Source organism: Stenotrophomonas sp. S41, assembly GCF_016624625.1.
GTDB lineage: Bacteria > Pseudomonadota > Gammaproteobacteria > Xanthomonadales > Xanthomonadaceae > Stenotrophomonas.
Genome location: NZ_JACVTV010000042.1, coordinates 1 through 23263, shown reverse-complemented (window position 1 = coordinate 23263; position 23263 = coordinate 1). Strand labels below are relative to the sequence as shown.

At 67.3% G+C, this 23263-nt stretch carries 21 protein-coding genes and 2 pseudogenes; 11 read left to right on the top strand and 12 right to left on the bottom strand.

All coding sequences use genetic code 11. The features are described 5' to 3' along the window. The first annotated feature begins 38 nt into the window (after positions 1-38). From eno to truD, 5 genes and pseudogenes are all read left to right on the top strand, one after another. Positions 39-1331, top strand: a complete 1293-nt coding sequence (eno, locus tag IAE56_RS10880) for a phosphopyruvate hydratase (RefSeq protein WP_164074791.1) — start codon at positions 39-41, stop codon at positions 1329-1331. 4 nt (positions 1332-1335) lie between these two features. Beyond that, positions 1336-1686, top strand: coding sequence for a cell division protein FtsB (gene ftsB / locus IAE56_RS10875; protein ID WP_200752554.1), 351 nt, complete (start codon positions 1336-1338; stop codon positions 1684-1686). Next, complete coding sequence (gene ispD / locus IAE56_RS10870; RefSeq protein ID WP_108768463.1) at positions 1683-2381, top strand: 2-C-methyl-D-erythritol 4-phosphate cytidylyltransferase; 699 nt, start codon at positions 1683-1685, stop codon at positions 2379-2381. The genes ftsB and ispD overlap by 4 nt, the downstream gene beginning before the upstream one ends. Before the next feature lie 34 nt (positions 2382-2415). Further along, entirely contained in the window at positions 2416-2913 is a 498-nt protein-coding gene (gene ispF / locus IAE56_RS10865; RefSeq protein ID WP_079221436.1) for a 2-C-methyl-D-erythritol 2,4-cyclodiphosphate synthase, read from the top strand. After that, a pseudogene (gene truD / locus IAE56_RS10860) lies at positions 2910-3911 on the top strand (tRNA pseudouridine(13) synthase TruD); the annotation flags it as partial. The gene ispF and the pseudogene truD, both read left to right, overlap by 4 nt. Before the next feature lie 12 nt (positions 3912-3923). Here the strand turns inward: truD and IAE56_RS10855 are convergent. The 4 genes and pseudogenes from IAE56_RS10855 to IAE56_RS10840 form a co-directional block, all read right to left on the bottom strand. Then, positions 3924-7043: pseudogene (locus IAE56_RS10855) on the bottom strand (multidrug efflux RND transporter permease subunit); the annotation flags it as partial. 127 nt (positions 7044-7170) lie between these two features. After that, on the bottom strand, positions 7171-8391 hold the full coding sequence (locus tag IAE56_RS10850) for an efflux RND transporter periplasmic adaptor subunit (RefSeq protein WP_108768551.1): 1221 nt from the start codon (positions 8389-8391) through the stop codon (positions 7171-7173). 91 nt (positions 8392-8482) lie between these two features. Next, positions 8483-9253 carry an SDR family NAD(P)-dependent oxidoreductase gene (locus tag IAE56_RS10845; protein ID WP_108768550.1) on the bottom strand — a complete coding sequence of 257 codons (771 nt, stop codon included), beginning with the start codon at positions 9251-9253 and terminating at the stop codon, positions 8483-8485. After that, a complete protein-coding gene (locus tag IAE56_RS10840; RefSeq protein ID WP_108768549.1) occupies positions 9250-9477 on the bottom strand; it encodes a hypothetical protein in 228 nt (75 codons plus the stop codon). Before IAE56_RS10840 ends, IAE56_RS10845 begins: the two co-directional genes overlap by 4 nt. 146 nt (positions 9478-9623) lie before the next feature. Between IAE56_RS10840 and IAE56_RS10835 the strand changes: the two genes are divergently transcribed. Further along, positions 9624-10652, top strand: coding sequence for a LysR family transcriptional regulator (locus tag IAE56_RS10835; protein WP_108768548.1), 1029 nt, complete (start codon positions 9624-9626; stop codon positions 10650-10652). A 41-nt stretch (positions 10653-10693) separates the two neighbouring features. On the opposite strand, the gene IAE56_RS10830 is transcribed toward IAE56_RS10835, so the two are convergent. Then, positions 10694-11578 (bottom strand): LysR family transcriptional regulator, encoded by an 885-nt coding sequence (locus IAE56_RS10830; protein ID WP_200752553.1) that lies wholly within the window; start codon positions 11576-11578, stop codon positions 10694-10696. Positions 11579-11697: 119 nt separating this feature from the next. Between IAE56_RS10830 and IAE56_RS10825 the strand changes: the two genes are divergently transcribed. Together IAE56_RS10825 and IAE56_RS10820 are read left to right on the top strand one after the other, a co-directional pair. Continuing rightward, positions 11698-12423: an SDR family oxidoreductase gene (locus tag IAE56_RS10825; protein ID WP_200752552.1), complete on the top strand. Its 726-nt coding sequence runs from the start codon at positions 11698-11700 to the stop codon at positions 12421-12423. A 58-nt stretch (positions 12424-12481) separates the two neighbouring features. Then, on the top strand, positions 12482-12706 hold the full coding sequence (locus IAE56_RS10820) for a hypothetical protein (protein ID WP_200752551.1): 225 nt from the start codon (positions 12482-12484) through the stop codon (positions 12704-12706). Positions 12707-12715: 9 nt separating this feature from the next. Here the strand turns inward: IAE56_RS10820 and IAE56_RS10815 are convergent, their stop codons facing one another. Then, positions 12716-13411, bottom strand: a complete 696-nt coding sequence (locus tag IAE56_RS10815; protein WP_079221528.1) for an OmpA family protein — start codon at positions 13409-13411, stop codon at positions 12716-12718. Between the two features lie 138 nt (positions 13412-13549). After that, the gene (locus IAE56_RS10810; RefSeq protein WP_200752550.1) at positions 13550-14965 is read right to left on the bottom strand and encodes a deoxyribodipyrimidine photo-lyase; all 1416 of its coding nucleotides are present in this window, start codon (positions 14963-14965) and stop codon (positions 13550-13552) included. 109 nt (positions 14966-15074) lie between these two features. Between IAE56_RS10810 and IAE56_RS10805 the strand changes: the two genes are divergently transcribed. After that, positions 15075-15659, top strand: coding sequence for a hypothetical protein (locus tag IAE56_RS10805; RefSeq protein ID WP_200752549.1), 585 nt, complete (start codon positions 15075-15077; stop codon positions 15657-15659). Between the two features lie 19 nt (positions 15660-15678). Here IAE56_RS10805 and IAE56_RS10800 read toward each other — a convergent pair whose 3' ends face one another. Genes IAE56_RS10800 through IAE56_RS10785 form a run of 4 tightly spaced genes read right to left on the bottom strand, consistent with a single transcriptional unit; the run spans position 15679 to position 21357 of the window. Further along, positions 15679-16293: an inorganic diphosphatase gene (locus IAE56_RS10800; protein ID WP_200752548.1), complete on the bottom strand. Its 615-nt coding sequence runs from the start codon at positions 16291-16293 to the stop codon at positions 15679-15681. Between the two features lie 11 nt (positions 16294-16304). Next, positions 16305-17654: a metallophosphoesterase family protein gene (locus tag IAE56_RS10795; RefSeq protein WP_234456020.1), complete on the bottom strand. Its 1350-nt coding sequence runs from the start codon at positions 17652-17654 to the stop codon at positions 16305-16307. An 11-nt stretch (positions 17655-17665) separates the two neighbouring features. Then, entirely contained in the window at positions 17666-18781 is a 1116-nt protein-coding gene (locus IAE56_RS10790; RefSeq protein WP_200752546.1) for a phytase, read from the bottom strand. Beyond that, positions 18781-21357: a TonB-dependent receptor gene (locus IAE56_RS10785; protein WP_200752559.1), complete on the bottom strand. Its 2577-nt coding sequence runs from the start codon at positions 21355-21357 to the stop codon at positions 18781-18783. Before IAE56_RS10785 ends, IAE56_RS10790 begins: the two co-directional genes overlap by 1 nt. A gap of 155 nt (positions 21358-21512) precedes the next feature. Here IAE56_RS10785 and upp point away from each other — a divergent pair, with 155 nt between their 5' ends. Then, on the top strand, positions 21513-22145 hold the full coding sequence (gene upp, locus IAE56_RS10780) for a uracil phosphoribosyltransferase (RefSeq protein WP_200752545.1): 633 nt from the start codon (positions 21513-21515) through the stop codon (positions 22143-22145). 67 nt (positions 22146-22212) lie between these two features. On the opposite strand, the gene IAE56_RS10775 is transcribed toward upp, so the two are convergent. Then, positions 22213-22692, bottom strand: coding sequence for an SRPBCC family protein (locus IAE56_RS10775; RefSeq protein ID WP_200752544.1), 480 nt, complete (start codon positions 22690-22692; stop codon positions 22213-22215). A 152-nt stretch (positions 22693-22844) separates the two neighbouring features. Here IAE56_RS10775 and IAE56_RS10770 point away from each other — a divergent pair, with 152 nt between their 5' ends. Continuing rightward, positions 22845-23135 (top strand): PsiF family protein, encoded by a 291-nt coding sequence (locus IAE56_RS10770; protein WP_200752543.1) that lies wholly within the window; start codon positions 22845-22847, stop codon positions 23133-23135. Positions 23136-23263: the final 128 nt, after the last annotated feature.

Here is a 23263-nt window from a genome sequence, read left to right as displayed (position 1 = left end):
GTCGCATTCCCTCCTCCAGACAGGTAACCGGTCCGCTCATGAGTACGATCCGCAGCATCCACGCCCGTGAAATCCTCGACAGCCGTGGCAACCCCACGCTGGAAGCCGAAGTCATCCTGGAGGACGGTTCGTTCGGTCGCGCCGCGGTTCCCTCCGGCGCCTCGACCGGCACCAAGGAAGCGGTCGAGCTGCGTGACGGCGACAAGACCCGTTACCTGGGCAAGGGCGTGCGCAAGGCCGTCGAGAACGTCAACGGCGCCATCGCCAGTGCACTGAAGGGCTTCGAAGCCGTCGACCAGGCCGGCCTGGATCGTCGCCTGATCGATCTGGACGGCACCGAGAACAAGGGCCGCCTGGGCGCCAATGCGCTGCTGGCCGTGTCGATGGCCGCCGCACATGCCGCCGCCGCTTCCAGCAAGCAGGCTCTGTGGCAGTATCTGGCCGCCAAGACCGGTGCGACCCCGTCGCTGCCGGTGCCGATGATGAACATCATCAATGGCGGCGCCCACGCCGACAACAACGTCGACTTCCAGGAATTCATGGTGCTGCCGGTGGGCTTCACCTCGTTCTCAGAAGCCCTGCGCGCCGGCACCGAAATCTTCCATTCGCTGAAGTCCGTGCTGAAGAGCCACGGCCTGAGCACCGCCGTGGGCGACGAAGGCGGCTTCGCGCCGGACTTCCGCAGCAACGTCGAAGCGCTGGACACCATCCTGGAAGCCATCGGCAAGGCCGGCTACACCGCCGGTGAAGACGTGCTGCTGGGCCTGGACGTCGCCTCCAGCGAGTTCTTCGAGAACGGCAAGTACAACCTGGTGGGCGAGAACAAGCGCCTGACCTCCGAGCAGTTCGTCGACTTCCTGGCCGACTGGGCCGCGCAGTACCCGATCATCACGATCGAAGACGGCCTGGCCGAGAACGACTGGGCCGGCTGGAAGCTGCTGACCGACCGCATCGGCAAGAAGGTGCAGCTGGTGGGCGACGATCTGTTCGTCACCAACCCGAAGATCTTCCAGGAAGGCATCGACTCGGGCACCGCCAACGCGATCCTGATCAAGGTCAACCAGATCGGCACCCTGAGCGAAACCCTGGAAGCGATCGCCATGGCCGACCGTGCCGGCTACGCCGCCGTGGTCTCGCACCGTTCGGGCGAAACCGAAGACACCACCATCGCCGACATCTCGGTGGCCACCACCGCCACCCAGATCAAGACCGGTTCGCTGTGCCGCAGCGATCGCGTGGCCAAGTACAACCAGCTGCTGCGCATCGAGGAAGCCCTCGGCGCCAGCGCGCGTTACGCCGGTCGTGACGCGTTCGTGTCGCTGAAGCGCTGAGCCCATGCGCGACTGGCGCTGGCTGCTGTTGCTGCTGGCCCTGCTGCTGGCATGGCTGCAGTACCGTTTCTGGTTCGGCCCGGGCAATTCGGGTGAAGTGATGATGCTCGAAGCCCAGGTCGCCAACCAGGAGCGGGACAATGAAGGTCTGCAGCAGCGCAACGACGCGCTGGCTGCTGAAGTGAAGGACCTCAAGGAAGGCCAGGCCGCCATCGAAGAACGCGCGCGCAGCGAGCTGGGCATGATCAAGCCCGGCGAGAAGTTCTACCGCGTGGTGGAGGATGCGCCGGGCCGTCCGGCGCAGGCTGCACCGGTCGCGGCGCAGGTCGGCGACCACCCGGCGGACGTGCCGTGAGCGCGGCCATCTGGGCGGTCGTCCCGGCTGCCGGGCGCGGCACCCGTTTCGGCGCGCCGCTGCCCAAGCAGTACCTGCAGGCGGGCGGGCAGATCCTGCTCGCCCACACCCTGGGTGCGCTGCTGGCGCACCCGGCGGTGGCCGGGGCGATGGTGGTCATCGGCGAGGACGATGCGGATTGGCCGGGCTGGACCGAGTGGTCCGGCAAGCCGGTGCTGACCTGCATCGGCGGTGCGACCCGCGCCGCCTCGGTGCTGGCCGGTCTGCAGGCCCTGCCGGACAGCGTGCGTGCCGACGAGTTCGTGCTGGTGCACGATGCCGCGCGGCCCAATCTGTCGCTGGCTGACCTCGGTCGCCTGTTGGAAGTGGGGCGTGCCGACCCGGTCGGCGCGATCCTTGCCGCGCCCGTGCGCGACACCCTCAAGCGTGCCGGCGATGATGGTGGCATCGACGGCACCGAACCGCGCGAGCGCCTGTGGCGCGCGCTGACGCCGCAGCTGTTCCGTCGCCACCAGCTCATCCGCGCGCTGGCCGCTGCGGCCGCCAGCGGTGTCGACGTCACCGACGATGCCATGGCCATGGAGCGCCAGGGCCAGCGTCCGCTGCTGGTGGAAGGCAGCGAGGACAATTTCAAGGTCACCACGCCGGCCGACCTCGACCGTTTCGAATTCGTACTTTCCCGCCGCGCCGGCTGATCGCCCGCGCGGCCCTGCTGCAAGGGTTGCATCCATGAGCACCGCTCCGTTCCCGCCCGTCCGCATCGGCCAGGGCTACGACGTCCATGCCTTCGGTGAAGGCGACCACATCATGCTCGGCGGCATCCGCGTGGCGCACAGCTGCGGCGTGCTGGCCCACAGCGATGGCGACGTCATCCTGCACGCGCTGTGCGATGCCATGCTCGGCGCCATCGCGCTGGGCGACATCGGCCAGCACTTCCCGCCCAGCGACGACCGCTGGAAGGGCGCCGACAGCAGTGATTTCGTCCGCCATTGCGACAGCCTGCTGCGCGAACGCGGCTGGCGCGTCGGCAACACCGACATCACCGTCATCTGCGAGCGGCCCAAGGTCGGCCCGCATGCGCTGGCCATGCGTGAACGCATCGGCGGCCTGCTGCAGCTGCCGCTGGACGCGGTCAGCGTCAAGGCCACCACCTCGGAGAAGCTCGGCTTCACCGGCCGTGGCGAGGGCATCGCCGCGCAGGCCGTGGTCCTGCTGGTGGCGGCATGATTCCGTTGCCGCTGGCCTTTGGCGCGCCGCTGCTGAGCGCGCGCATCCGCACCACGCCGGAGGATTTCCAGGTCGACGAACTGCCGGCCTTCGAAGCCACCGGTGAAGGCGAGCACCTGCTGCTGCACATCCGCAAGCGCGGCGCCAACACGGTGCACGTGGCGAAGGTGCTGGCGAAGTGGGCCGGCCTGCCGGAAATGGGCGTCAGCTACGCCGGCATGAAGGACCGCAACGCGGTCACCACCCAGCGATTCAGCGTGCACCTGCCCAAGCGCATCGCCCCGGACCTGACCACGCTGGCCAGCGACGAGATCGAAGTGCTGGAAGCCACCTGGCATAACCGCAAGCTGCAGCGCGGTGCACTGGCCGGCAACCGCTTCAAGCTGGTGCTGCGCGACGTGCAGGGCGATGCCGCGGCCATCGATGAGCGACTGCAGCAGATCGCCACGCGTGGCCTGCCGAACTGGTTCGGTGAACAGCGTTTCGGTCGCGACGGTGGCAACGTGCCGGCCGCGCTGGCGATGTTCGGTGGCCGGCGCATGCGCCAGGACCAGCGTTCGCTGCTGCTGTCGGCTGCCCGCTCGGCGCTGTTCAATCGCGTGCTGGCCGCGCGCGTGGAGCAGGGCAGCTGGGACCAGCCGCTGGACGGCGAGGTGTGGATGCTCGATGGCAGCCGCAGCGTGTTCGGCCCGGAGCCGTACACCGATGTGCTGGCCGAGCGCCTGGCCCGCTTCGACATCCACCCCAGCGCGCCGCTGTGGGGCGAGGGCGAGCTGCGCAGTGCCGACGCCGCCCGCGCGCTGGAACTGTCGGCGCTGGACGATGAGGAATCGCAGGCGCTGCGCACCGGCCTGGAAGGCGCGCGCCTGAAGCAGGAGCGCCGCGCGCTGCGCCTGCGTCCGGCCCTGCTGCAGCACCAGTGGTTGGCGGCTGACGTGCTGGAGCTGTCGTTCGCCCTGCCGCCGGGCTGCTACGCCACGGCCGTGCTGCACGAGCTGGCCACCGCCGTTGCGGGTGACGAACTTGCGCAGGGCCACGTAGAACACCGGGGTCAGGAACAGACCGAACAGGGTCACGCCCAGCATGCCGGCAAACACCGTGATGCCGGTGACAGAGCGCACTTCGGCGCCTGCACCATGGGACAGCACCAGCGGCACGGTGCCGGCGATGAACGCGATGGAGGTCATCACGATCGGACGCAGGCGCAGGCGGCAGGCTTCCAACGCCGCTTCGACGATGCCCTTGCCGCCCATTTCCAGTTCGCGGGCGAACTCGACGATCAGGATCGCGTTCTTGCACGCCAGGCCCATGAGCACCACCAGGCCGACCTGCACGAACACGTTGTTGTCACCACCGGTCATCCACACACCGAACAGGGCCGACAGCAGGGTCATCGGCACGATCAGGATCACCGCCAGCGGCAGCGACCAGCTTTCGTACAGCGCCGCCAGCACCAGGAAGGCCAGCATGATCGCCACCGGGAACACGATGAAGGCAGCCTTGCCCTGGGTGGCCTGCTGGTAGCTCAGGTCGGTCCATTCAGTGGTCATGCCCACCGGCAGCACCTTGCCGGCGATCTCGGTCAGCTTGTTCATCGCTTCGGCCGAGGACAGCAGGCGCGGGTCGGCTTCACCAGCCAGGTCGGCGGCCGGGTAGCCGTTGAAGCGCAGCACCGGGTCCGGGCCGAAGGTCTGCTTGATGGTGACCATCGAACCGATCGGCACCATCTCGCCGCGATCATTGCGGGTACGCAGCTTGCCGATGTCTTCGACGCTCTCGCGGAACGGGCCGTCGGCCTGGGCGATCACCTGCCAGGTACGACCGAACTGGTTGAAGTCGTTGACGTAGGCCGAACCCAGGTAGGTCTGCAGGGTGTCGAACAGCTCGGTGAGCTGCACGCCCTGGGCCTTGGCTTTCACGCGGTCCACTTCCGCATCCAGCTGCGGCACGTTGGCCTGGTAGCTGGTGATCGGGAAGGCCATGCCCGGGGTCTGCGCGACGGTGCCCTGCATCGCCTGCACGGCATTCTGCAGCGCGCCATAGCCCAGGTTGCCTCGGTCCTGGATGAACATCTGGTAGCCGTTGCCGTTGCCCAGACCGAGGATCGGCGGCGGCATCATCGCGAAGGCGAACCCTTCCTGCAGCCCGGCGATCTTCTGGTTGATCTCGGCGTTGATCTGCGCAGCGGTACGACCATGACGCTCGGCGAACGGCTTGAGCGGAATGAACGCCACGCCGGTGTTGGGCGTGTTGGTGAACTGCAGCGCGTTCAGGCCCGGGAACGAAATGGTGTGGGCAACGCCATCGGTTTCCTGGGCGATCTTGGCGACCTTGCGCAGCATTTCATCGGTACGCGCGATCGACGAACCTTCCGGCAGCTTCACGCCGGCGATCAGGTACAGCTTGTCCTGGGTCGGGATGAAGCCCGGCGGCACCACCTTGAAGACCAGGCCGGTACCAACCAGCAGGATCGCGTAGACCACGAACACCGCGCCACGACGGCCGAGGATCTTCGAGACACCACGCTCGTACTTCTCCGAGCTGGACTTGAAGAAGCGGTTGAACGGACGGAACACCCAGCCGAACAGGCGGTCGATGAGGCGCGTCGGCGCATCCTTCGCTGCACCGTGCGGCTTCAGCAGGCGCGCGGCCAGGGCCGGCGACAGGGTCAGCGAGTTGATGGCCGAGATCACCGTGGAGATGGCGATGGTGACCGCGAACTGCTTGTAGAACTGACCGGTGACGCCGGACAGGAAGGCCATCGGCACGAACACGGCGCACAGCACCAGCGCGATCGCGATGATCGGGCCGGACACTTCGCGCATGGCCTGGTGGGCCGCCGCGAGCGGGGTGAGGCCTTCCTCGATGTTGCGTTCAACGTTTTCGACGACCACGATCGCATCGTCGACCACGATGCCGATCGCCAGCACCAGGCCGAACAGGCTCAGCGTGTTGATCGAGAAGCCCAGCAGGTACAGCGCGGCGAAGGTACCCACCACCGACACCGGCATGGCGATCAGCGGAATGATCGAGGCACGCCAGGTCTGCAGGAACAGGATCACCACCAGCACCACCAGGGCGATGGCTTCAAGCAGGGTGGACACCACGGCCTTGATCGAGTCACGCACGAAGATGGTGGTGTCATACACCGCCTCGTACTTCACGTCGGCCGGCATGGTCTTCTGCATCTCGTCCATGGTGCCGATGACCGCATCACGGATTTCCAGCGCGTTGGCGCCCGGTGCCTGGAAGATGCCGATACCCACCGCGTTCTTGCCGTCCAGCTGCGAGCGCAGGGTGTAGTCGCCAGCGCCCAGTTCCACGCGGGCCACATCGGCCAGGCGCACGATCTCGCCATCGGTGCCGCTCTTGAGCACGATGTCGCCGAATTCCTTCTCGGACTTCAAGCGGCCCTGGGCGTTGATCAGGGTGAGGAACTGGCTGTTGGGCAGCGGTTCCGCACCGAGCTGGCCGGCCGAGACCTGCACGTTCTGCTCGCGCATGGCGGCGACCACGTCGCTGGCGGTCAGGCCGCGCGAGGCCACCTTGTCCGGGTCCAGCCAGGCGCGCATGGCGTAGTCACCGCCACCAAAGATCTGCGCATCACCCACGCCCGGGATACGGGCCAGCGCGTCCTTGACGTGCAGGCGGGCGTAGTTGCGCAGGTACAGGGTGTCGTACTTGCCATTGGGCGAGGTCAGGTGCACCACCATCAGGAAGGTCGGCGACTGCTTCTGGGTGGTCACACCCTGCCGGCGCACGTCCTCGGGCAGACGCGCCTGCGCCTGCGCCACGCGGTTCTGCACCTTCACCGCCGCCGCGTCCGGGTCGGTGCCCGGGCGGAAGGTGACGGTCATCTGCAGCACGCCATCGGAGCCGGCCACCGACTTGAGGTACATCATGCCCTCGACGCCGTTGATCGCCTCTTCCAGCGGGGTGGCCACGGTTTCAGCGATGACCTTGGGGTTGGCGCCCGGGTAGACCGTGCGCACGACCACCGACGGCGGCACCACTTCGGGGTACTCGCCGATCGGCAGCAACGGGATCGAGATCAGGCCGGCGGCGAAGATCACGATCGACAGCACCGCCGCGAAGATCGGCCTGTCGATGAAGAAACGGGAAAAGTCCATGGAGGAATTCCTGGGAAATGCCGCCGACGGGCAACAGCCGCCCTGCCCCTCGTCAAAATGACGAAGGCAGGGAAGGCTGCCGCTGGCGCCGGCAGCTAAGCGGAAACTTGGATCAGGAGACGGCGGATCAGTGGTTCAGGGCGGCGGTGGCATCGCGGCCCGGTGCAGCGGCCGGCGGCTGCATCGCCACCGCCTTGGCCTGCACCGGCATGCCCGGCATGAAGACCTTCTGCACGCCGTCGATGATGACCTTGTCACCCGCGGCCAGGCCGCTCTCGACGATGCGCAGGCCTTCGGCGGTGCGACCGAGCTGGATGTCGCGGCGCTGGGCCTTGCCATCCTTGTCGACCACGTACACGTACTTGCGGTCCTGGTCGGTCAGCACGGCCTTGTCGTCGATCAGCATGGCCTGGAACTGGCCGCTGCCGAGCAGCTGCACGCGGGCGAACAGGCCCGGGGTGAACTGGCGGTCGGCGTTGTCCAGCAGCGCGCGGACGCGGATGGTGCCGGTGCTGCGGGCCACCTGGTTGTCGAGGAAGTCGACCTTGCCGGTGTGCGGGTAACCCTCTTCACCGGACAGGCCGACCTTCACCGGCAGTTCGCTGTCACGCTCGCTCGGGCGTTCACCCTTGCGGGCCATCTGGGCGTAGCGCAGGAAGGTGCTTTCGTCGGCATCGAAGTACACGAACACCGTGTCCAGCGAGACCAGCGTGGTCAGCACGCTGGCGCTGTCGCCGGCGGTGACCAGGTTGCCGGCGGTGACCATCGCGCGACCGGCACGGCCGTCGATGGGCGCGCGCACCTTGGTGAATTCCAGGTTGAGGCGGGCGGCATCCAGTGCGGCCTGCGCGGCCTGCACCGCGGCACCGGACTGGTCGGCCGCGGCGCGACGCTGTTCGGCGGTCTCGGTGGAGATGGCCTGCTGCTCGGACAGGCGCTTGGCACGCTCGGACTCGCTGCGGGCCAGGCTGGCCTGGGTGCGGGCGCGGGCCAGTTCGGCGGCGGCGCGATCGTACTCGGCCTGGTAGCTGCGGGCGTCGATGGTGAACAGGACGGCGCCCTTCTTCACTTCTTCGCCTTCCACGTAGTTGACCTTGTCGATGTAGCCGGAGACGCGCGGGCGCAGTTCGACGCTCTGCACGGCCTCGACGCGGCCGCTGAACTCGTCCCACTGGCTGATCGGCTTGACCAGCACCGGGGCGGCACTGACCTGCGGCGGCGGCGGCGCGCCGGCCTCTTCGGCATGGCCGCCACTGCAGGCGGCCAGCACCGCGGCTGCGAGGATCGACACGCCGGCCATCGCCAGGCGACGGCTGAAACGATGTGGGGTGGTGTTGGGGGAAGTCATGGCATGCATCCGTACGGAAGGGGTGGTAGTGCGTGTAAATCGAAGATCGGTGAAACGGCGGCGTAGCCTGCGACCTCAACGATGGTTGAGGTCAAGCAACGCCTGCGGTGTCGCGCCACAGCGGTGGCAGGTCGAGGTTCAACAGGCCGCGCGGCAGTTCCGCATCGCTGCTGTCGCAGCGGACGATGGCGCGGTTGTCGCGGCATCCATCGAGCAGGGACACCACGCGGCGGCCGACCAGCAGCGAGCTGGGCCACTCGATGCAGGCGTTGGCCGCATTGGCCGGGGTGCACACGGGGCTGCACACTTCCAGCATCTGCGCACGCACGCCCAGTGCCTGCGCTTCCTGGTGCACGACCTGCGCGTACATGCGCAGCGCGGCGGTGGTGATCGAGGTTTCACCGTAGCCAGCCCAGGGCTTGGCACCGGCGGGGCTGCCGATCATCACGTAGCGGCGGGCGTGCGGGTTGTCCTGCAGCAGCGGCAGCAGGTGGCGCACCGCGTGGGCGTGCGGCATCAGGTCGGCCTGCATTGCACCCAGCAGGGCATCGCCACTGCGGTCGATGACACGGCCGCGGTTGTACGGGCCGCCCATCGCCGCGACCACGGCGGCCAGCGGGCGCGGACGCTGCGCCACGCGTTCGGCCAGCACCCGTGCCGAGCCGTCGTCGCTGAGCGAACCCAGCATCGTCTGCAGGCCGGGCTCATCGGCGAACAGCTCGTGCAGTGCCGCCAGTCGGCCCGGGTCGCGCCCCACCACCAGGACCGGACTGCCGGCCTCCAGCAGGGCACCGACCACGCCCTGGCCGACGGCACCGGTGCCGCCAAGGACCAGGACTTCGGGCGTCAGAATCCCATTCACGGGACATTTCCTCCCAAATCCGGGATAGTCCCAATTCGACGCAGTCGGTCGCCCTGGCGGGGGACCAGACGGATCGAACTGCCGCGCTGGCTACGGACGGGCGCGGTGAACTCCCGGAAATCCTTGTGTACCAAGGAACTGGGGCGAGCTTCCACGGTCATGGCCTGGTCCAGAGCGTTCTGGCCGGCACGCCGGAAGTGGTCAAGAATGTTGCGCAGGCTCATGGGGGACGAGCTCCATTTCACGAATGGCGCCACGATAGACCTCAAACCTTTACTTGATTAGTCCGGATTAAGGGGAATAATCATCCCGTCCCCGGTCCAATCGATCTGTCACGATTGTCCCATCCCCGCCGTCCAGGATCCCGACCATGTCCCACGATCTCAACGAGACGCTGATCTTCGTCAAGGTGGTCGAGCAAGGCAGCTTCATTGCCGCTGCCAAATCGCTCGGCCTGCCCAAGACCACGGTCAGCCGCAAAGTGCAGGAGCTGGAAACGCGCCTGGGTGCGCGCCTGCTGCATCGGACCACGCGCCGCCTCGGCCTCACCGAAGCCGGTTCGATCTATCACGAGCATTGCCAGCGCATCGCACGCGAACTGGAAGAAGCCGAGAGCGCGGTGAGCCAGTTGCAGTCCGGCCCGCGTGGCTGGCTGCGCTTCACCGTGCCCTACGCCATCGGCATCACCTGGATCGCGCCGCTGCTGGGCCAGTTCCATGCGCAGTACCCGGAAATCCGCCTGGACATGCACCTGGGCAACGAAAAGCTGGACCTGATTGCAGGCGAAGCCGATCTTGCGCTGCGCGTCGGCGCCCTGCCCGATTCCAACCTGGTCGCGCGGAAGCTCGGCAGCCTGCGTACGCAGGTGTTTGCCAGCCCGGCCTACATCGAACGCTACGGCGAGCCGCTGCACCCGGAAGAACTGCAGTTCCACCGCATCCTGGCCATGCGCAAGCCGTACCACACCGGCAATTCGCCGCGCTTCACCTGGCAGCTGGGCGAGAACGGTGGCGAGCTGCGCGATTTCCCGGTGACGCCACTGATGACCGCCAACGACATGTCGGCGTTGAACGGCGCGCTGGTGTGTGGCGAAGGCCTGCTGCTGACCGGCGACGTGATGGCCAAGCCGTTCGTCGAATCGGGCATGGTGCGCCGCGTGCTGGCCGGCTGGACCGGGCCGGAGGTGGACTTCAACGCCGTGTTTGCCGGCGGCCGCCTGGTCTCGCCGAAGGTGCGTGCCTTCGTCGATTTCCTGGTGGAGAAGCTCAACTTCGACGCCAACTACATGCTGGCGCAGTGCCCGGCGGCGAAGCTGGCACGGCAGCAGCAGGAGAAGGAAGACGCCGCGCTGGAAAGCAGTGGCAAGCGCATCCTCGAGAAGGTCACTGCTGCGGCATGACCGACGGTAGTGCCGGCCGCCGTCCGGCACGTCACCGCGCATCAACCCAATACGTGCTCGACCAGCGCGCGCAGCTTAGGTTCGGCCTGGCGACGGCTTGGGTAATACAGGAAAAAGCCCGCGAAACGCGGGCAGTACGGCTCCAGCAGTGACACCAGTTCACCGCGCTGCAGCCACGGCCGCCACGTCTCTTCCATGCCGATGGCGATGCCCGCGCCGGCCAGCGCCAGGCGCACCATCACGCCCATGTCGTTGCTGGTGATTTCCGGCTGCACATCGACGCTGAACTCTCGGCCGCGCTCCTCGAATTCCCAGCGATACGGCGCCTTGCCCGGCGCACTGCGCCAGCCGATGCAGCGATGCTCGGCCAGCTCACGCGGATGCGCCGGCAGCGTGTGCTGATCGCGGTACGACGGCGCGCACACCACCAGCTGCCGCTGCCGTGCCGATACGGGCACGGCAACCATGTCCTGAGCGATGACTTCGCCCAAGCGAACGCCCGCATCGAAGCCTGCGCCGACGATGTCGAATTCCTCGTCGCTTACCATGATGTCCAGCTGCAGCGCGGGGTGCTTTGCCGCGAAGCTGGCCAGGAGTGGCCCAGCGAGGAAGGCTTCGGCGATGGAGGAGACCGCAAGCCGCAGCTGTCCGGACACCGCGGCCTGGCGCCGTTGCGTGGCCTCCAGTGCGGTGTCCAGTTCGGCCAGGGCCGGGCGCACCGACGCCAGCAGTGCCTGCCCCGCATCGGTCAGGTTGACGCTGCGCGTGGTGCGCAGGACCAGGGCGATGCCCAGCGCCTGTTCCAGCTTGCTGATCGTCTGGCTGACCGCGGACCGGGTCACGCCCAGCTGGTCGGCCGCACCGGTGAAGCTGCGGCACTCGGCCACCCGCTGGAACACGGCAAGGGCATTGAGATCGACAGACATTGGTTAGCAATCCTTAACAGGCTGATCGGCAATCGCCATCTTATCGCGACAACGCGGGCGATCTACCGTGGCGACACCGGGTCCAGACCGACCCTTTCCATCCGTACAGGAGTCCTGCCATGAGCCTTTCCCGAACCATCCTCATCACCGGCGCGTCCAGCGGCATCGGCGCCGGCATTGCCCACACGCTGGCCCAGCCTGGCGCACGCCTGGTGCTCGGCGCGCGCCGTGTGCACCGCCTGCAGGCACTGGCCGACGAACTGCGCGGGCAAGGTGCGCAGGTGCTGGTGCAGGCGCTGGACGTGACCCAGCGCGCGCAGGTCGATGCGTTCGCCGCCGCCGCGCTGGCGGAATTCGGCAGCATTGATGTAATCGTCAACAACGCCGGCGTCATGCCGCTTTCGCCGATGGCCTCGTTGAAGGTGGACGAGTGGGACCGGATGATCGACGTCAACATCCGCGGCGTACTGCACGGCATCGCCGCCGTGCTGCCGCACATGCAGGCGCGTGGCCAGGGGCAGATCATCAACATCGCCTCGATCGGTGCGTTGTCGGTGGTGCCGACGGCAGCGGTGTACTGCGCGACCAAGTACGCGGTGCGTGCGATTTCAGAGGGCCTGCGCCAGGAGCACCGCGAGCTGCGGGTGACCTGCATCCATCCGGGCGTGGTGGAAAGCGAGCTGGCTGACACCATCACTGATCCGGTCGCGGCAGAAGCGATGGTGCAGTACCGCGCCATCGCCCTGCAGCCCGATGCGATTGGGCGCGCGGTGCGGTTTGCGATCGAGCAGCCGGGCGATGTGGACGTGAACGAGATCGTGGTGCGGCCGACGGCGGCCGGGTGATGTGCTGGTGCCCTGGTAGGGGTCGAGCTTGCTCGACCGCTTTTTGTAGAGTCGAGCCATGCTCGACTTCCTGAAAGCAGTCGAGCATGGCTCGACTTTACAAAGGCCAGAGCGTGCCGACCAAGGTCGGCGCCTACCAGAGCCGGAGCCGTCGAGCGTGCCGACCCAAGAGCAGGACATGCGGCGGACGGTTCCATGGCGTGCCGAGCAAGGCTCGGCACCTACAAAAAATGCCGCCTGCAAGGGCGGCATTTTTGTTCCGGCGTTGCCGGAACAGCAGTAACGCTGCGCGTTACTGCTTGAGCGGAATCACACGGATTTCCACGCGACGGTTCTGCGCGCGGCCGGCATCGGTGCTGTTGTCGGCAATCGGATACGCCTTGCCTGCACCCAGGGTTTCGATGCGGACCTGCTGCACGCCCTGCCCCACCAGGTACTGCGCCACCGAATCGGCGCGCTCCTTCGACAGGCGGTTGTTCACCGCATCGCTGCCGATGCTGTCGGTGTGGCCGACCACTTCGATCATGGTCTGGTTGTACTCGTTCAGCGTGCTGGCAACGCCATTGAGCGAGCCGTAGAACTGCGGCTTCAGTGCCGACTTGCCGAAATCGAAGGTGATGCCGTCCGGCAGGTTCAGGGTGATGTTGTCGCCCTGGCGCTGCACGTCGATGCCGGTGTTGGCGGTGCGCTCACGCAGGGCGCGCTCCTGGCGGTCCTGGTAGTTGCCGATGGCCGCGCCGCTCAGCGCGCCGATGCCGGCACCGACCAGCGCGTGCTGGCGACGCTCGGTGGCGCTGTTGCCACTCAGCAGGCCGGCGGCCACGCCGACGGCGGTACCGATCAGGGCGCCACGACCGGTGCGGTTCTGCTGCTCGGTCGGGTTGCCGTACTGGTCACTCTGCACATAGGAGCCGCCGGTGGCGCACGCCGTCAGCGCGGCAGCGGTCATCAGGGCCAGGGCGACATTGCGGGTGGTGTTGCGGATCATGGTGGTCTCCTTGGATGCCGGCCAGTGCGGCGTGCGAACGACCCGGAGGATATACAGCCCGGCGCGATGCCGGGATGATGGATGTGAAGGCCGGACGTGCTGCATTCAGCTTTCTGAGCCGGCCTTCATCTACCCGCTTTACTCGCCACCCGTGCTCCGATAGGCCGCCAGCGCGGCATCGCGACCTGCGGCCAGATCCACCAGCGGCGTGCGCGGATAGCCCGGCGCCTTGTCGGCCAGCAGCAGCGGATGCTGCCAGGGCGCGAAGCGCGCCTTCACCGGCAGCGCCGCCAGTTCCGGCACCCAGCGCGTGATGTAGCGCGCCTGCGGATCGAACTTCTCGGCCTGGGTGACCGGATTGAACACCCGGAAATACGGCGCTGCGTCGGCGCCGGTACCGGCCACCCACTGCCAGCCCATGGTGTTGTTGGCCAGGTCGGCATCGACCAGCGTGTCCCAGAACCAGCGCGCACCGTGCAGCCAGTGCGCGCGCAGGTGCTTGCACAGGTAGCTGGCGACGATCATGCGCACCCGGTTGTGCATGTAGCCGGTGTGCCACAGCTCACGCAGGCCGGCATCGACGATCGGCACGCCGGTGTTGCCGCGCTGCCAGTCATGCAGCTGCGTACTGCTGGGGTTGGCCCACGGGAAACGATCGAAACGCGGATTGAGGTTCTCGTTCGGCGTCTTCGGGAAGTGATGCAGCAGGTGATAGGCGAAATCGCGCCAGCCGAGCTGGCGCAGGTAGCCATCGATATCGGCATCGGTGCCGGCGCTGCGCAGGGCTTCCAGCGCATGGGCGATGCGCCACGGCGCGATCTCGCCGAAATGCAGGTGCGGCGACATCCGCGAGGTACCTACCCGGTCCGGCAGGTCGCGCTGCTCGCGATAGCCGCGCAGGGCGCCATCCTCGAACACCGACAGCGCCTCCAGCGCACCGGCTTCGCCCGGCTGCCAGTGCTCCCAGAAGCCGGTGTCCCAGTCCAGCGTGGGCGCCAGCTGCAGTTCTTCCAGCGCGAGGCTGTGGACCTCGTGCCCCGGCAGCTGCTTCGGCGCGGCCTGCAGCGCGGGCAGGCGCCAGTGACTGAGCACGTTGCGCCAGTACGGGGTGAACACCTTGTACGGCTGCCCCTGCTGGGTGGCGATGTCCCAGGGTTCGAACAGCAGGCTGCCGTTGCAGCTCTGCACATCGATGCCCTGCTCGCGCAGCGTGCGCTTGATGGTGGCGTCGCGTGGCTGGGTGGCCGGCTCGTACTTGCGGTTCCAGTACACCGCCTCGGCGCCGGTTTCCTCGATCAGTGCCTGCAGCGTGGCCAAGCTCTCACCGCTGCGCAGCACCAGCGCCGAACCGCGCGCGCGCAGGTCGGCATCGAGTGCGGCCAACGAGCGATGGCGCCAGGCATCCGACGCCGCGCCAGGCATCCACTCGCCCTCTTCCTGCGGCGCATGGATATAGACCGGCACCACGTCATGGCCGGCATCGAGCGCGGCCTGCAGGGCCGGATTGTCCTGCAGCCGCAGATCGCGGCGGAACCACACCAACGCTACCGACACGTGCATCGCCTTCGTTCTGGATGGCACACATGATAGCCAGCCGCGGTGAAGGCACTGCACGCAGGGCCCGTCTGCTAGGCTGCCGGGCCCGTTGCCGGAACGCCCCCGCATGAATGACCTGCACGCTGCCTTCGCCCGTTTCGGCCCCCTGCAGGCCCAGCACGAACAGGACTGGCAGGGCCCGTTCCCGCTGCCGCCGGTGCTGGCCCGCTTCTATGCGCAGGTCGGACCGCTGGGGCGCGAGATCAACGCCAAGGTCGGCCATGCCGGCATCACCCTTCCCGGGCTTGAGGTGTGGGTGCCCCCGCTGCAGCGTCTGTGGAGCTACCAGGCCGGTTACCGCTGGAACGGCGTGGACGGCGAACCGATCGAGGACTGGCCCGCCAACTGGCTGGTCGTGGCTGACCTCGGCGCCGATCCCTTCATCCTCGACATGGACGATGGCCGCGTTCTGTTTGCACGGCATGGCTGCGGAAGCTGGGACGTCGATACGTTCGCCGACGACCTGCCGACTCTGATGGCGGCGCTGGCGGCGGCCGGCACCGTGTATCTGGATGCCGGCGACGATCTCTTCAACGACGATGACGATGGCGGCATCCGCGCCGAGCACCAGGAAGCGGCCGTGCAGGCGGTGGCCCGGGTGCTGGGCGACCGCCTGCAGGCCGAGTCATTCATCGAGACGTTGCAGGGGTGAATCCACGCGTGGCGTGGATCTACTTTTCGAAGCGCTTCATCGCCTCGCTGATCAGCGCACGGGCTTCGGCGGCATTGCCCCAGCCATTGAGCTGCACCGGGTTGCGGCCGGCCGGCAGGTCCTTGTAGACCCGGAAGAACGCCTCGATGCGCTGCCGTTCGATCTCAGGCAGATCGGACAGGTCGCGGATGTTGGCGTAGGTCGGGTCGACCTTGTCGGTGGGCACGCCGATGACCTTCTCGTCGTGCTCGCCGCCATCGATCATCTTCAGATAACCGATCGGGCGGAAGCGCACGATCACGCCCGGATGCAGCGGTTCGCGGGTCAGCACCAGGGCATCCAGCGGATCGTTGTCACCGGCCAGCGTGCGCGGCATCGAGCCGTAGTTGGCCGGATAGGCCACCGGCATCGACTGGAAGCGGTCCACGTGTACGAGACCATCTTCCTTGATCTCGTACTTGGTGAAGCTGCCAGCCGGGATCTCCACCGCCAGGTTCACTTCGGCCGGGGCCTGCTTCGGCTGCGCGGCCAGGAACGGATGCAGCACGCTGTCGGCGGCGGTCACGGCACCGACGACCAGCAACAGGGCTGCGCCAAGGGCGGCCAGCGGGGCGATGCGTCGAGCTGTGTTCATGCGGTCACTCCTCATTCCCAGCAACGGTCCGCCCGGCCCTTGGCGGTCTGCGCACGCGGGCAGTCACGCGGGGCGATGCGGTCTTCGCGCAGTTCCACGCGCTGCTTGGTACCTGCAGCGTCGCGGCGCAGCTCGAAGGAATCGTACAACCGGCCGGTCACGGTGCGTGCTTCGTAGCGCAGGTGCTGCGGATCGATCTTCAGCACCTGGAACAGCTGGGTATCCTCGGCCACCGGATCCATGGTCCGGCGTGCCTCGTCGGACAGGCGGTACTGCTTCGGCCCGGCCACCGTCACCACGTACTGCGGCGTGGCGGCCTCGCCTTCGCCGCGGCGGCCGTAGGTGTGGTCGTGGCCCTGCAGCACCAGGTCGACGTTGTGGCGGCGCACGACCGGCAGCAGCACGTCGCGCAGCGCGGTGTTCTCGCGGCCTTCGCGCGGCGAATAGAACGGCTGGTGCAGCAGCACGATGGTCCACGGGTGCGGGTTGTTGGCCAGCACCTTGTCCAGCCACTGCGCCTGTGCCTGGGCCGTGCCCAGGTCGAGTGCGGAGGTGCCGTCGAGCACGGCCACGCGCACGTCCTGCACATCGAACCAGTAGGTGCTGCTGGCAGCCGCTGCGGCACCGTTGCCCGGCAGCGCGAACGTCACCGGCCAGTGCCTGCCCAGCACGCGGCGTTCCTGCGGGGTGTCCTCGAACTCTTCGAAGTACTCGTGGTTGCCGATGGCCGGGGCCACCAGGGTTTCCTGCGCCAGCCAGCTGGTGGCGGCGAACCACTCGCCCCATTCGCTGTCATCGGCACCGTCGCCACCGCTGACCAGGTCACCGGCGAACAGGCTCATGCGCGCCTCCGGTGCGGTCTTCTGCGCGGCACGCACCACGCGGCTGACATGGCTGAGGTTCTTGTTCTGGGTATCACCGAAGTACAGCAGGGTCAGCGGCTCGCCGGCCTTGCCCAGCGTGCGCAGCTGGTTCCAGGCACTCCAGCTGCCATTGCCCTGCACGCGGTACACGTACAGAGTGTCCGGCTTCAGCCCATCAACCTCGGCGCGATGGTGGTGCGACACACCGTTCTCGGTCTTCAGCACCTGGGTCTTCGCGCGTACCTGGCGGATGCCCTCGATGGCCGGCGAATCACCGGCCAGGGCGATTTCCAGCAGCGGCGCCCGCACGCTGTCATCGGTACGCCAGGCCACGGCGAAGCCCTGGCTGGGATCAACCGACGGCGAGGCGACGATGCGGTCCGGCACGGTGGTGGCCGCGTAGTGATGGCTGCCCACCGGCACCTGGGTGTTCGGTTCGGCGGCGGCGAAGCCCAATGCGGGCATCGCCAGCAGCAGGCCCAGCGCAAGGGCGTTCATGCAACGACGGCTCATGCGCCACACTCCAGCGGAAGAGACAGCTGCTTGGCGATGGCCTCCCAGTCGAAGGCCACCACGCCCTGGTCGTCATGCACGGCATACAGCGCACCGTGCGGGAAACGCGGGCTCGGCTGCTGCATCATCCAGATGCCATCGGTGTTGGCGACCGTGTTGCCCTGGAAGGCACCGACCGGCTTCAGGGTATGGCGGTCGAACAAGTGGAACACACTGCGCTGCTTGCCCTGTTCGGTGGTGATCCACCAGCCGTCCTTGCCGCAGGTCCGCAGCATCACGCCTTCGGCCTGCGCCTTGAACACATCGCGGCCGAAGGTGGTGCCGGTGAAACGGCCGGCCAGCGTGTAGACCTTGAACTCGCTCGCGTAGGTTTCGTCTTCCTCGGCGATCAGCAGGCGGTCGTTGGCCGGGTCACCCCAGATCGACTCGACCACGCGCAGTGCGCCGGCTTCGCTGGTATCACCGATGCTGGCGGCCAGGGTCGCTTCGACCTTGGCGCCATCGCGGGTCACGTGGTACTGGCGCACGCGCTTGTCCAGCTCGGCCAGCGGCGGCAGGATGTCCTTGCCCTGTGCGTCTTCGCCGTTGTCCCAGGAATCGGTGACGTAGACGCTGTAGCCATCGGCGCGGCGGTCGACCCACAGGCCATAGGGCTTGCGCAGGTCGTCGGCACCGAACACCGCCAGCGGGGTGAAATCGGGCAGCGAGAACACCTGCACGCGGTGGTTGTCACGCTCGACGATCCACAGCAGGTCGTCGGTGATCGAGATGCCGTTGGGGCGATCGAACTGGCCCAGTGCGGTGCCGGCGGTGCCGACGTCGCGCAGGTGCTGGCCATTGCTGCCGTCATACACCACCAGCTTGTCGGTGGCCTTGGCGGTGGCGATCAGCCAGGTCTTGCCGTCCGGTGCCTTCCAGGCGGCCGGCGAATCGATGTTGTCGTCCGGCGTCATCGGGCTGAGGAAGGCCTCGGCGATGGTCGACACCGAGCGTGCGGTCCCGGCCGGGGCCTTCGCGGCGGCATCGGCGCCGGCCGGAGCGGCCGCCGGGGTGCAGCCGGCGGCAAGGCAGGCAGCCATCGCGGCTGCCAGCAGGGTCATGCCACGCGCCATCACAGGGCCACCTTCAGGCCGACAGCGTAGGTGCGGCCGTACTCTTCCATCTGCAGGGTGCGCGAACGGGTGCCCTGGTACAGCTCCAGCGGCTTGTCGAGCAGGTTCTGCGCTTCGAAGTACATGCTGATGCGCGGGGTGAACTTGTAGTCCAGCGAGAAATCGAGCTGGGTGTTGGGCGCGACGTAGATGTCGAACGCACGGCCGGCACCGACGGTGTCCAGGTACTCGCTGCGATAGACCGCAGCCAGGCGCGTGCTCAGGCCGTACTTCTCATAGCCGATGTGCGCGCTGTACACGTGCTTGGAGGCACGCGGCAGCATGAACTCCTCGCCTTCGCGGTCAGCGATGCCGGCATCGAACTTGGTGTCCAGCCAGGTGCCGCTGGCACCGACCAGCAGGCCGTCCAGCGCGCCAGGCAGGAACGCCAGCTGCTGCTGCCAGTTGAACTCGGCGCCGCGCACGGTGGCCTTGCGGCCGTTGATCGGGCGGGTCACGTCGAGGCCGTCGTAAGCCGGATCATTCTGGCTCACGGTCTCCACGATGTAGCCATCGATGGACTTGTGGAACAGGCCCAGCGAGACGATGCCGGTGGTGCCGATGTACTTCTCGACCGACAGGTCGATGTTCTTCGACTCGTAGGGATCCAGCTGCGGATTGCCCAGGCGCAGCTCTTCGTCACCGGCGTTCAGCGCGCGGCGCGGCGAGATGTCACCGAAGGACGGACGCGAGACCGTCTTGTTGGCCGAGGCACGCAGCACCCAGTCGTCGGCCGCGTCGTAGCGCAGGTGCAGGCCCGGCAGCACGTTGGTGTAGCTGCGGTTGGCCTCCACCGGGCTGACGGTGTAGCCGTCATCGTCGTCCAGCTCGACGCTGTTGCCGGTGGCCTTGAAGCGGGTGTTCTCCACGCGCACGCCGCCGATGATGCGCAGCGATCCGATGTCCCAGGTGCCCATCGCGTAGCTGGCGAAGATGTCTTCGCTGGCGGTGTAATCCTCTTCCAGCGAGGTCGCGGCGTTGCCGGCCACGTCCTGCGGACGCGCGGTGTAGCGGCTGCCGTTCTGCGCCCAGTAGCTGCGCATCGCGGCCGAGCTCATGCCCTGCCCCATCACGCCATGGCGGTGTTCCAGATCGGCGGCCGTCCAGCTGGCCAGGTCGATGTCCGGGCCGCGGCGCAGTTCGCTTTCGTCCACGTTGACATCACGGTCGCGCCAGCGGCCGAGCAGGCCGAACTTGATGCTGCTGTTGTCGCCGTCGAAACGCACGTTGACCTGCGCGCTGCGCTCTTCGTCGTTGACCTGCTTGGGCGAGATCACGAAGCGGTCGAACGCGTAGTTCGCGTTGTCCATCCAGTCGTTGCTGCTGAGCGTGTAGGTCGGCAGGCGGCTGCGCTGGTCCAGGGTGCCGGACATGTCGTCGGCATCCAGCTCGAAGCGCGCTTCCATCTCGTCGTTGACGCGCTCTTCGGTGCGGGTGTAACCGATCTTGTAGTCCACCACCGCGTTGGTCAGCTTGTTCTCGCCGCCCAGGCTGGCAGCAAAGGTGTTTTCCTTCTTGGTGCGGTAGCGCATGCGCTTCTGGATCGCATCGGCCGGCAGGTCGTCCAGGCGGTACTGGTCGGTGCCGGTGGCCACCATGTCGGCGTCATCGAAGTTGTAGATCACGCGCTGGCGCGTTTCGGCATCGTCGAACTGGCTGTACAGCGTGCGCAGGTAGTACTTGCTGTCCTCGTTCGGGCGCCAGTCCATGTTGAGGTTGGCACCGATGCGCTTGCGCTCGATCTCGTACTTGCGGTTCTGCAGGTTGATCGCGGTGACGTCACCCGGCTTCACGTCCTGCGGATCGATGTCACCATCAAGATTGTCGTACTCGACTTCGGTGTTGTCCGACTCGAACTTGCGGTTCTGGTAGTTCACGCCCAGTGCGATGCCGAAGGTGTCGGCGAACACTTCGCTGTAGTTGAACGAGGCCTTGGGGCTGGTCTCGCCGGACAGCTGCTGGTGGCTGGCTTCGATCTTGCCGCGCAGGCTGCGGCCGTCGCGGTCGAAGGCCGAGGCCGATTCGACCAGCACCGCGCCACCGATGGCGTCACCCGGCATGTCCGGGGTCGGCGACTTGACCACGCGCAGGCGCTCGGTCGAATCGGAGGGAATGACGTCCAGCGGCGCGGCGCGGCTGGAATCTTCCGGGGTACCCACGGCGATGCCATCGATGCTGACGCTGTTGAGGTTGGCATCCAGGCCACGGATGACCACGAAGCGGCCTTCGCCCTGGTCGCGGGTCACGCTGATGCCCGGCAGGCGCTGCAGCGACTCGGCCACGTTCTTGTCCGGGTACTGGCCCAGGGCATCGGAGGACACCGCGTCTTCGATGGCGTCGCTGCTGCGCTTCAGATCAACCGCGCGGACCTGCGATTCGAGCTGGGCGCGCACTTCGATGCGGTCCAGATCGACCGCATCGGCGGCAACCACGCCGGTGGCGGCCAAGGCCTGCTGCCCGGCGGCCTGCAGCGGTGCCGCGGCCCCCAGCGCCAGGGTCACGGTGATGGCCATGGCCAGCGGAGTCTTGATGTGCACGGTGGAGCCCCATACCTGTGAAGAATGGGTCTGCACGGTATGTCCGCAAAGTTGCACGGCGGTGACACCGTTCAGCACATTCATTGCATCCGGCGTGGGCTTCGCAGCGCCGATCCGGCAAAATGGAGGCCTCTCTACAGACCCCATTCCCGACCATGAAGATCGTCGAAGTGCGCCACCCGCTGGTGCAGCACAAGATCGGCCTGATGCGCAACGCCGCGCTCAGCACCAAGGATTTCCGCGAGCTGGCCAACGAACTGGGCACGCTGCTGGCCTACGAGGCCACCGCCGACCTGGAGACCGAGCCGCACACCCTCCCCGGCTGGGCCGGCCCGGTGACCGTGCAGCGCATCGCTGGCGCCAAGATCACCGTGGTGCCGATCCTGCGTGCCGGCCTGGGCATGCTCAGCGGCGTGCTGTCGCTGATCCCGGCCGCGCGCGTGAGCGTGGTCGGCCTGCAGCGCGATGAGGAAACCCTGCAGCCGGTGCCTTATTTCGAGCGCCTGACCGGCCGTCTGGAAGAGCGCGATGCGCTGATCCTGGACCCGATGCTGGCCACTGGCGGCACGCTGATCGCCACCATCGACATGCTCAAGCGCGCGGGCGCGCGCCGCATCAAGGGCATCTTCCTGGTCGCCGCACCGGAAGGCATCGACGCGGTCAAGGCCGCGCACCCGGACGTGGAGATCTACACTGCGGCCATCGATGCCCAGCTCAACGACAAGGGCTACATCCTGCCGGGCCTGGGCGATGCGGGCGACCGCATTTTCGGTACCCGCGTGGTGTGATCCGGTTGAAGGAATCTGACCCCGGGGTCGGATCCCTTTCGCAGAAAGGGCTCTGACCCCGTCCAAACTACAGCCCGGCCGCCAGCGCCTGCAGCTGGTCGATGGCCATGTTCCAGCCATCGAAAAACCCCATCTGCTCGTGTTGGTCACGGACTGTCTTGTCCGGGTGCATGACCTGCGCAGTGTAGCGGCAGCCCTGCCCTTCGTCGGCGAAGGTGATGGCCGCGGTGAAACCCAGCCACGGGGTGTGCGGCCGCCAGCCGCCACCCAGCATCGAGGTGAACACCAGGCGCTGCTGCGGCACGATCTCGACGAAGCACCCCGGGTTATCGCTGGTGCCGCCCTCCGGGCCCTGCATGAAGGTATGGAACGCACCGCCGGGGCGGAGCTCGAACGCACGCACCTCGGTGGTCCACGGCCGTGGGCACCACCACTGCCGCAACAGCTCAGGCTCGGTCCACGCCCGCCACAGCGCCGCCCGCGGCGCGGCCAACACGCGGCTGATGACCAGATCGGTCTCCGGATGAGAATCGGCAGCGGATGTCATGGACGTGCTCCAGTGCGTCGGAAAGGATGCCCACCGATACGCTGATCGCTATCCCCAGGCAAGCGTTACCAGGACGATCGCGAATCTTCACGTCGCTTTCCAGCCAGCAGGCGAATGCTCCGCGCACACGCACCGCACGCCCTGGAGATGCCATGAAAGCCTCGTTCCTGCTGGCCGCCGCCCTGCTGATCGGCCTGCCCCTGGCCGCCGCCGCCGCCACCCCGCAACAGCAGCGCATGGCCGACTGCTCGGCCAAGAACAAAGGGCTGAAGGGCGACGCCTACAAGACCGCGCAGAGCGCCTGCCTGAGCGGCCACGCCACCGACACCAAGGCCGCCACCCCGCAGGAGCGCATGAAGCAGTGCAACGCCGATGCCGCGACCAAAAAGCTCGCCGGCGACGCCCGCAAGACCTTCATGAGCAGCTGCCTGAAAGCCTCGTAAGAAAGTCCATCGACTTCACCCAAATGGGGTCAGAGCCCGTTGCGCAGCAACGGGATCCGACCCCATTGAACATCGATATCTGACAGATGTGCCGACCAACGGTCGGCACCCACCAACAGCCACCGGCC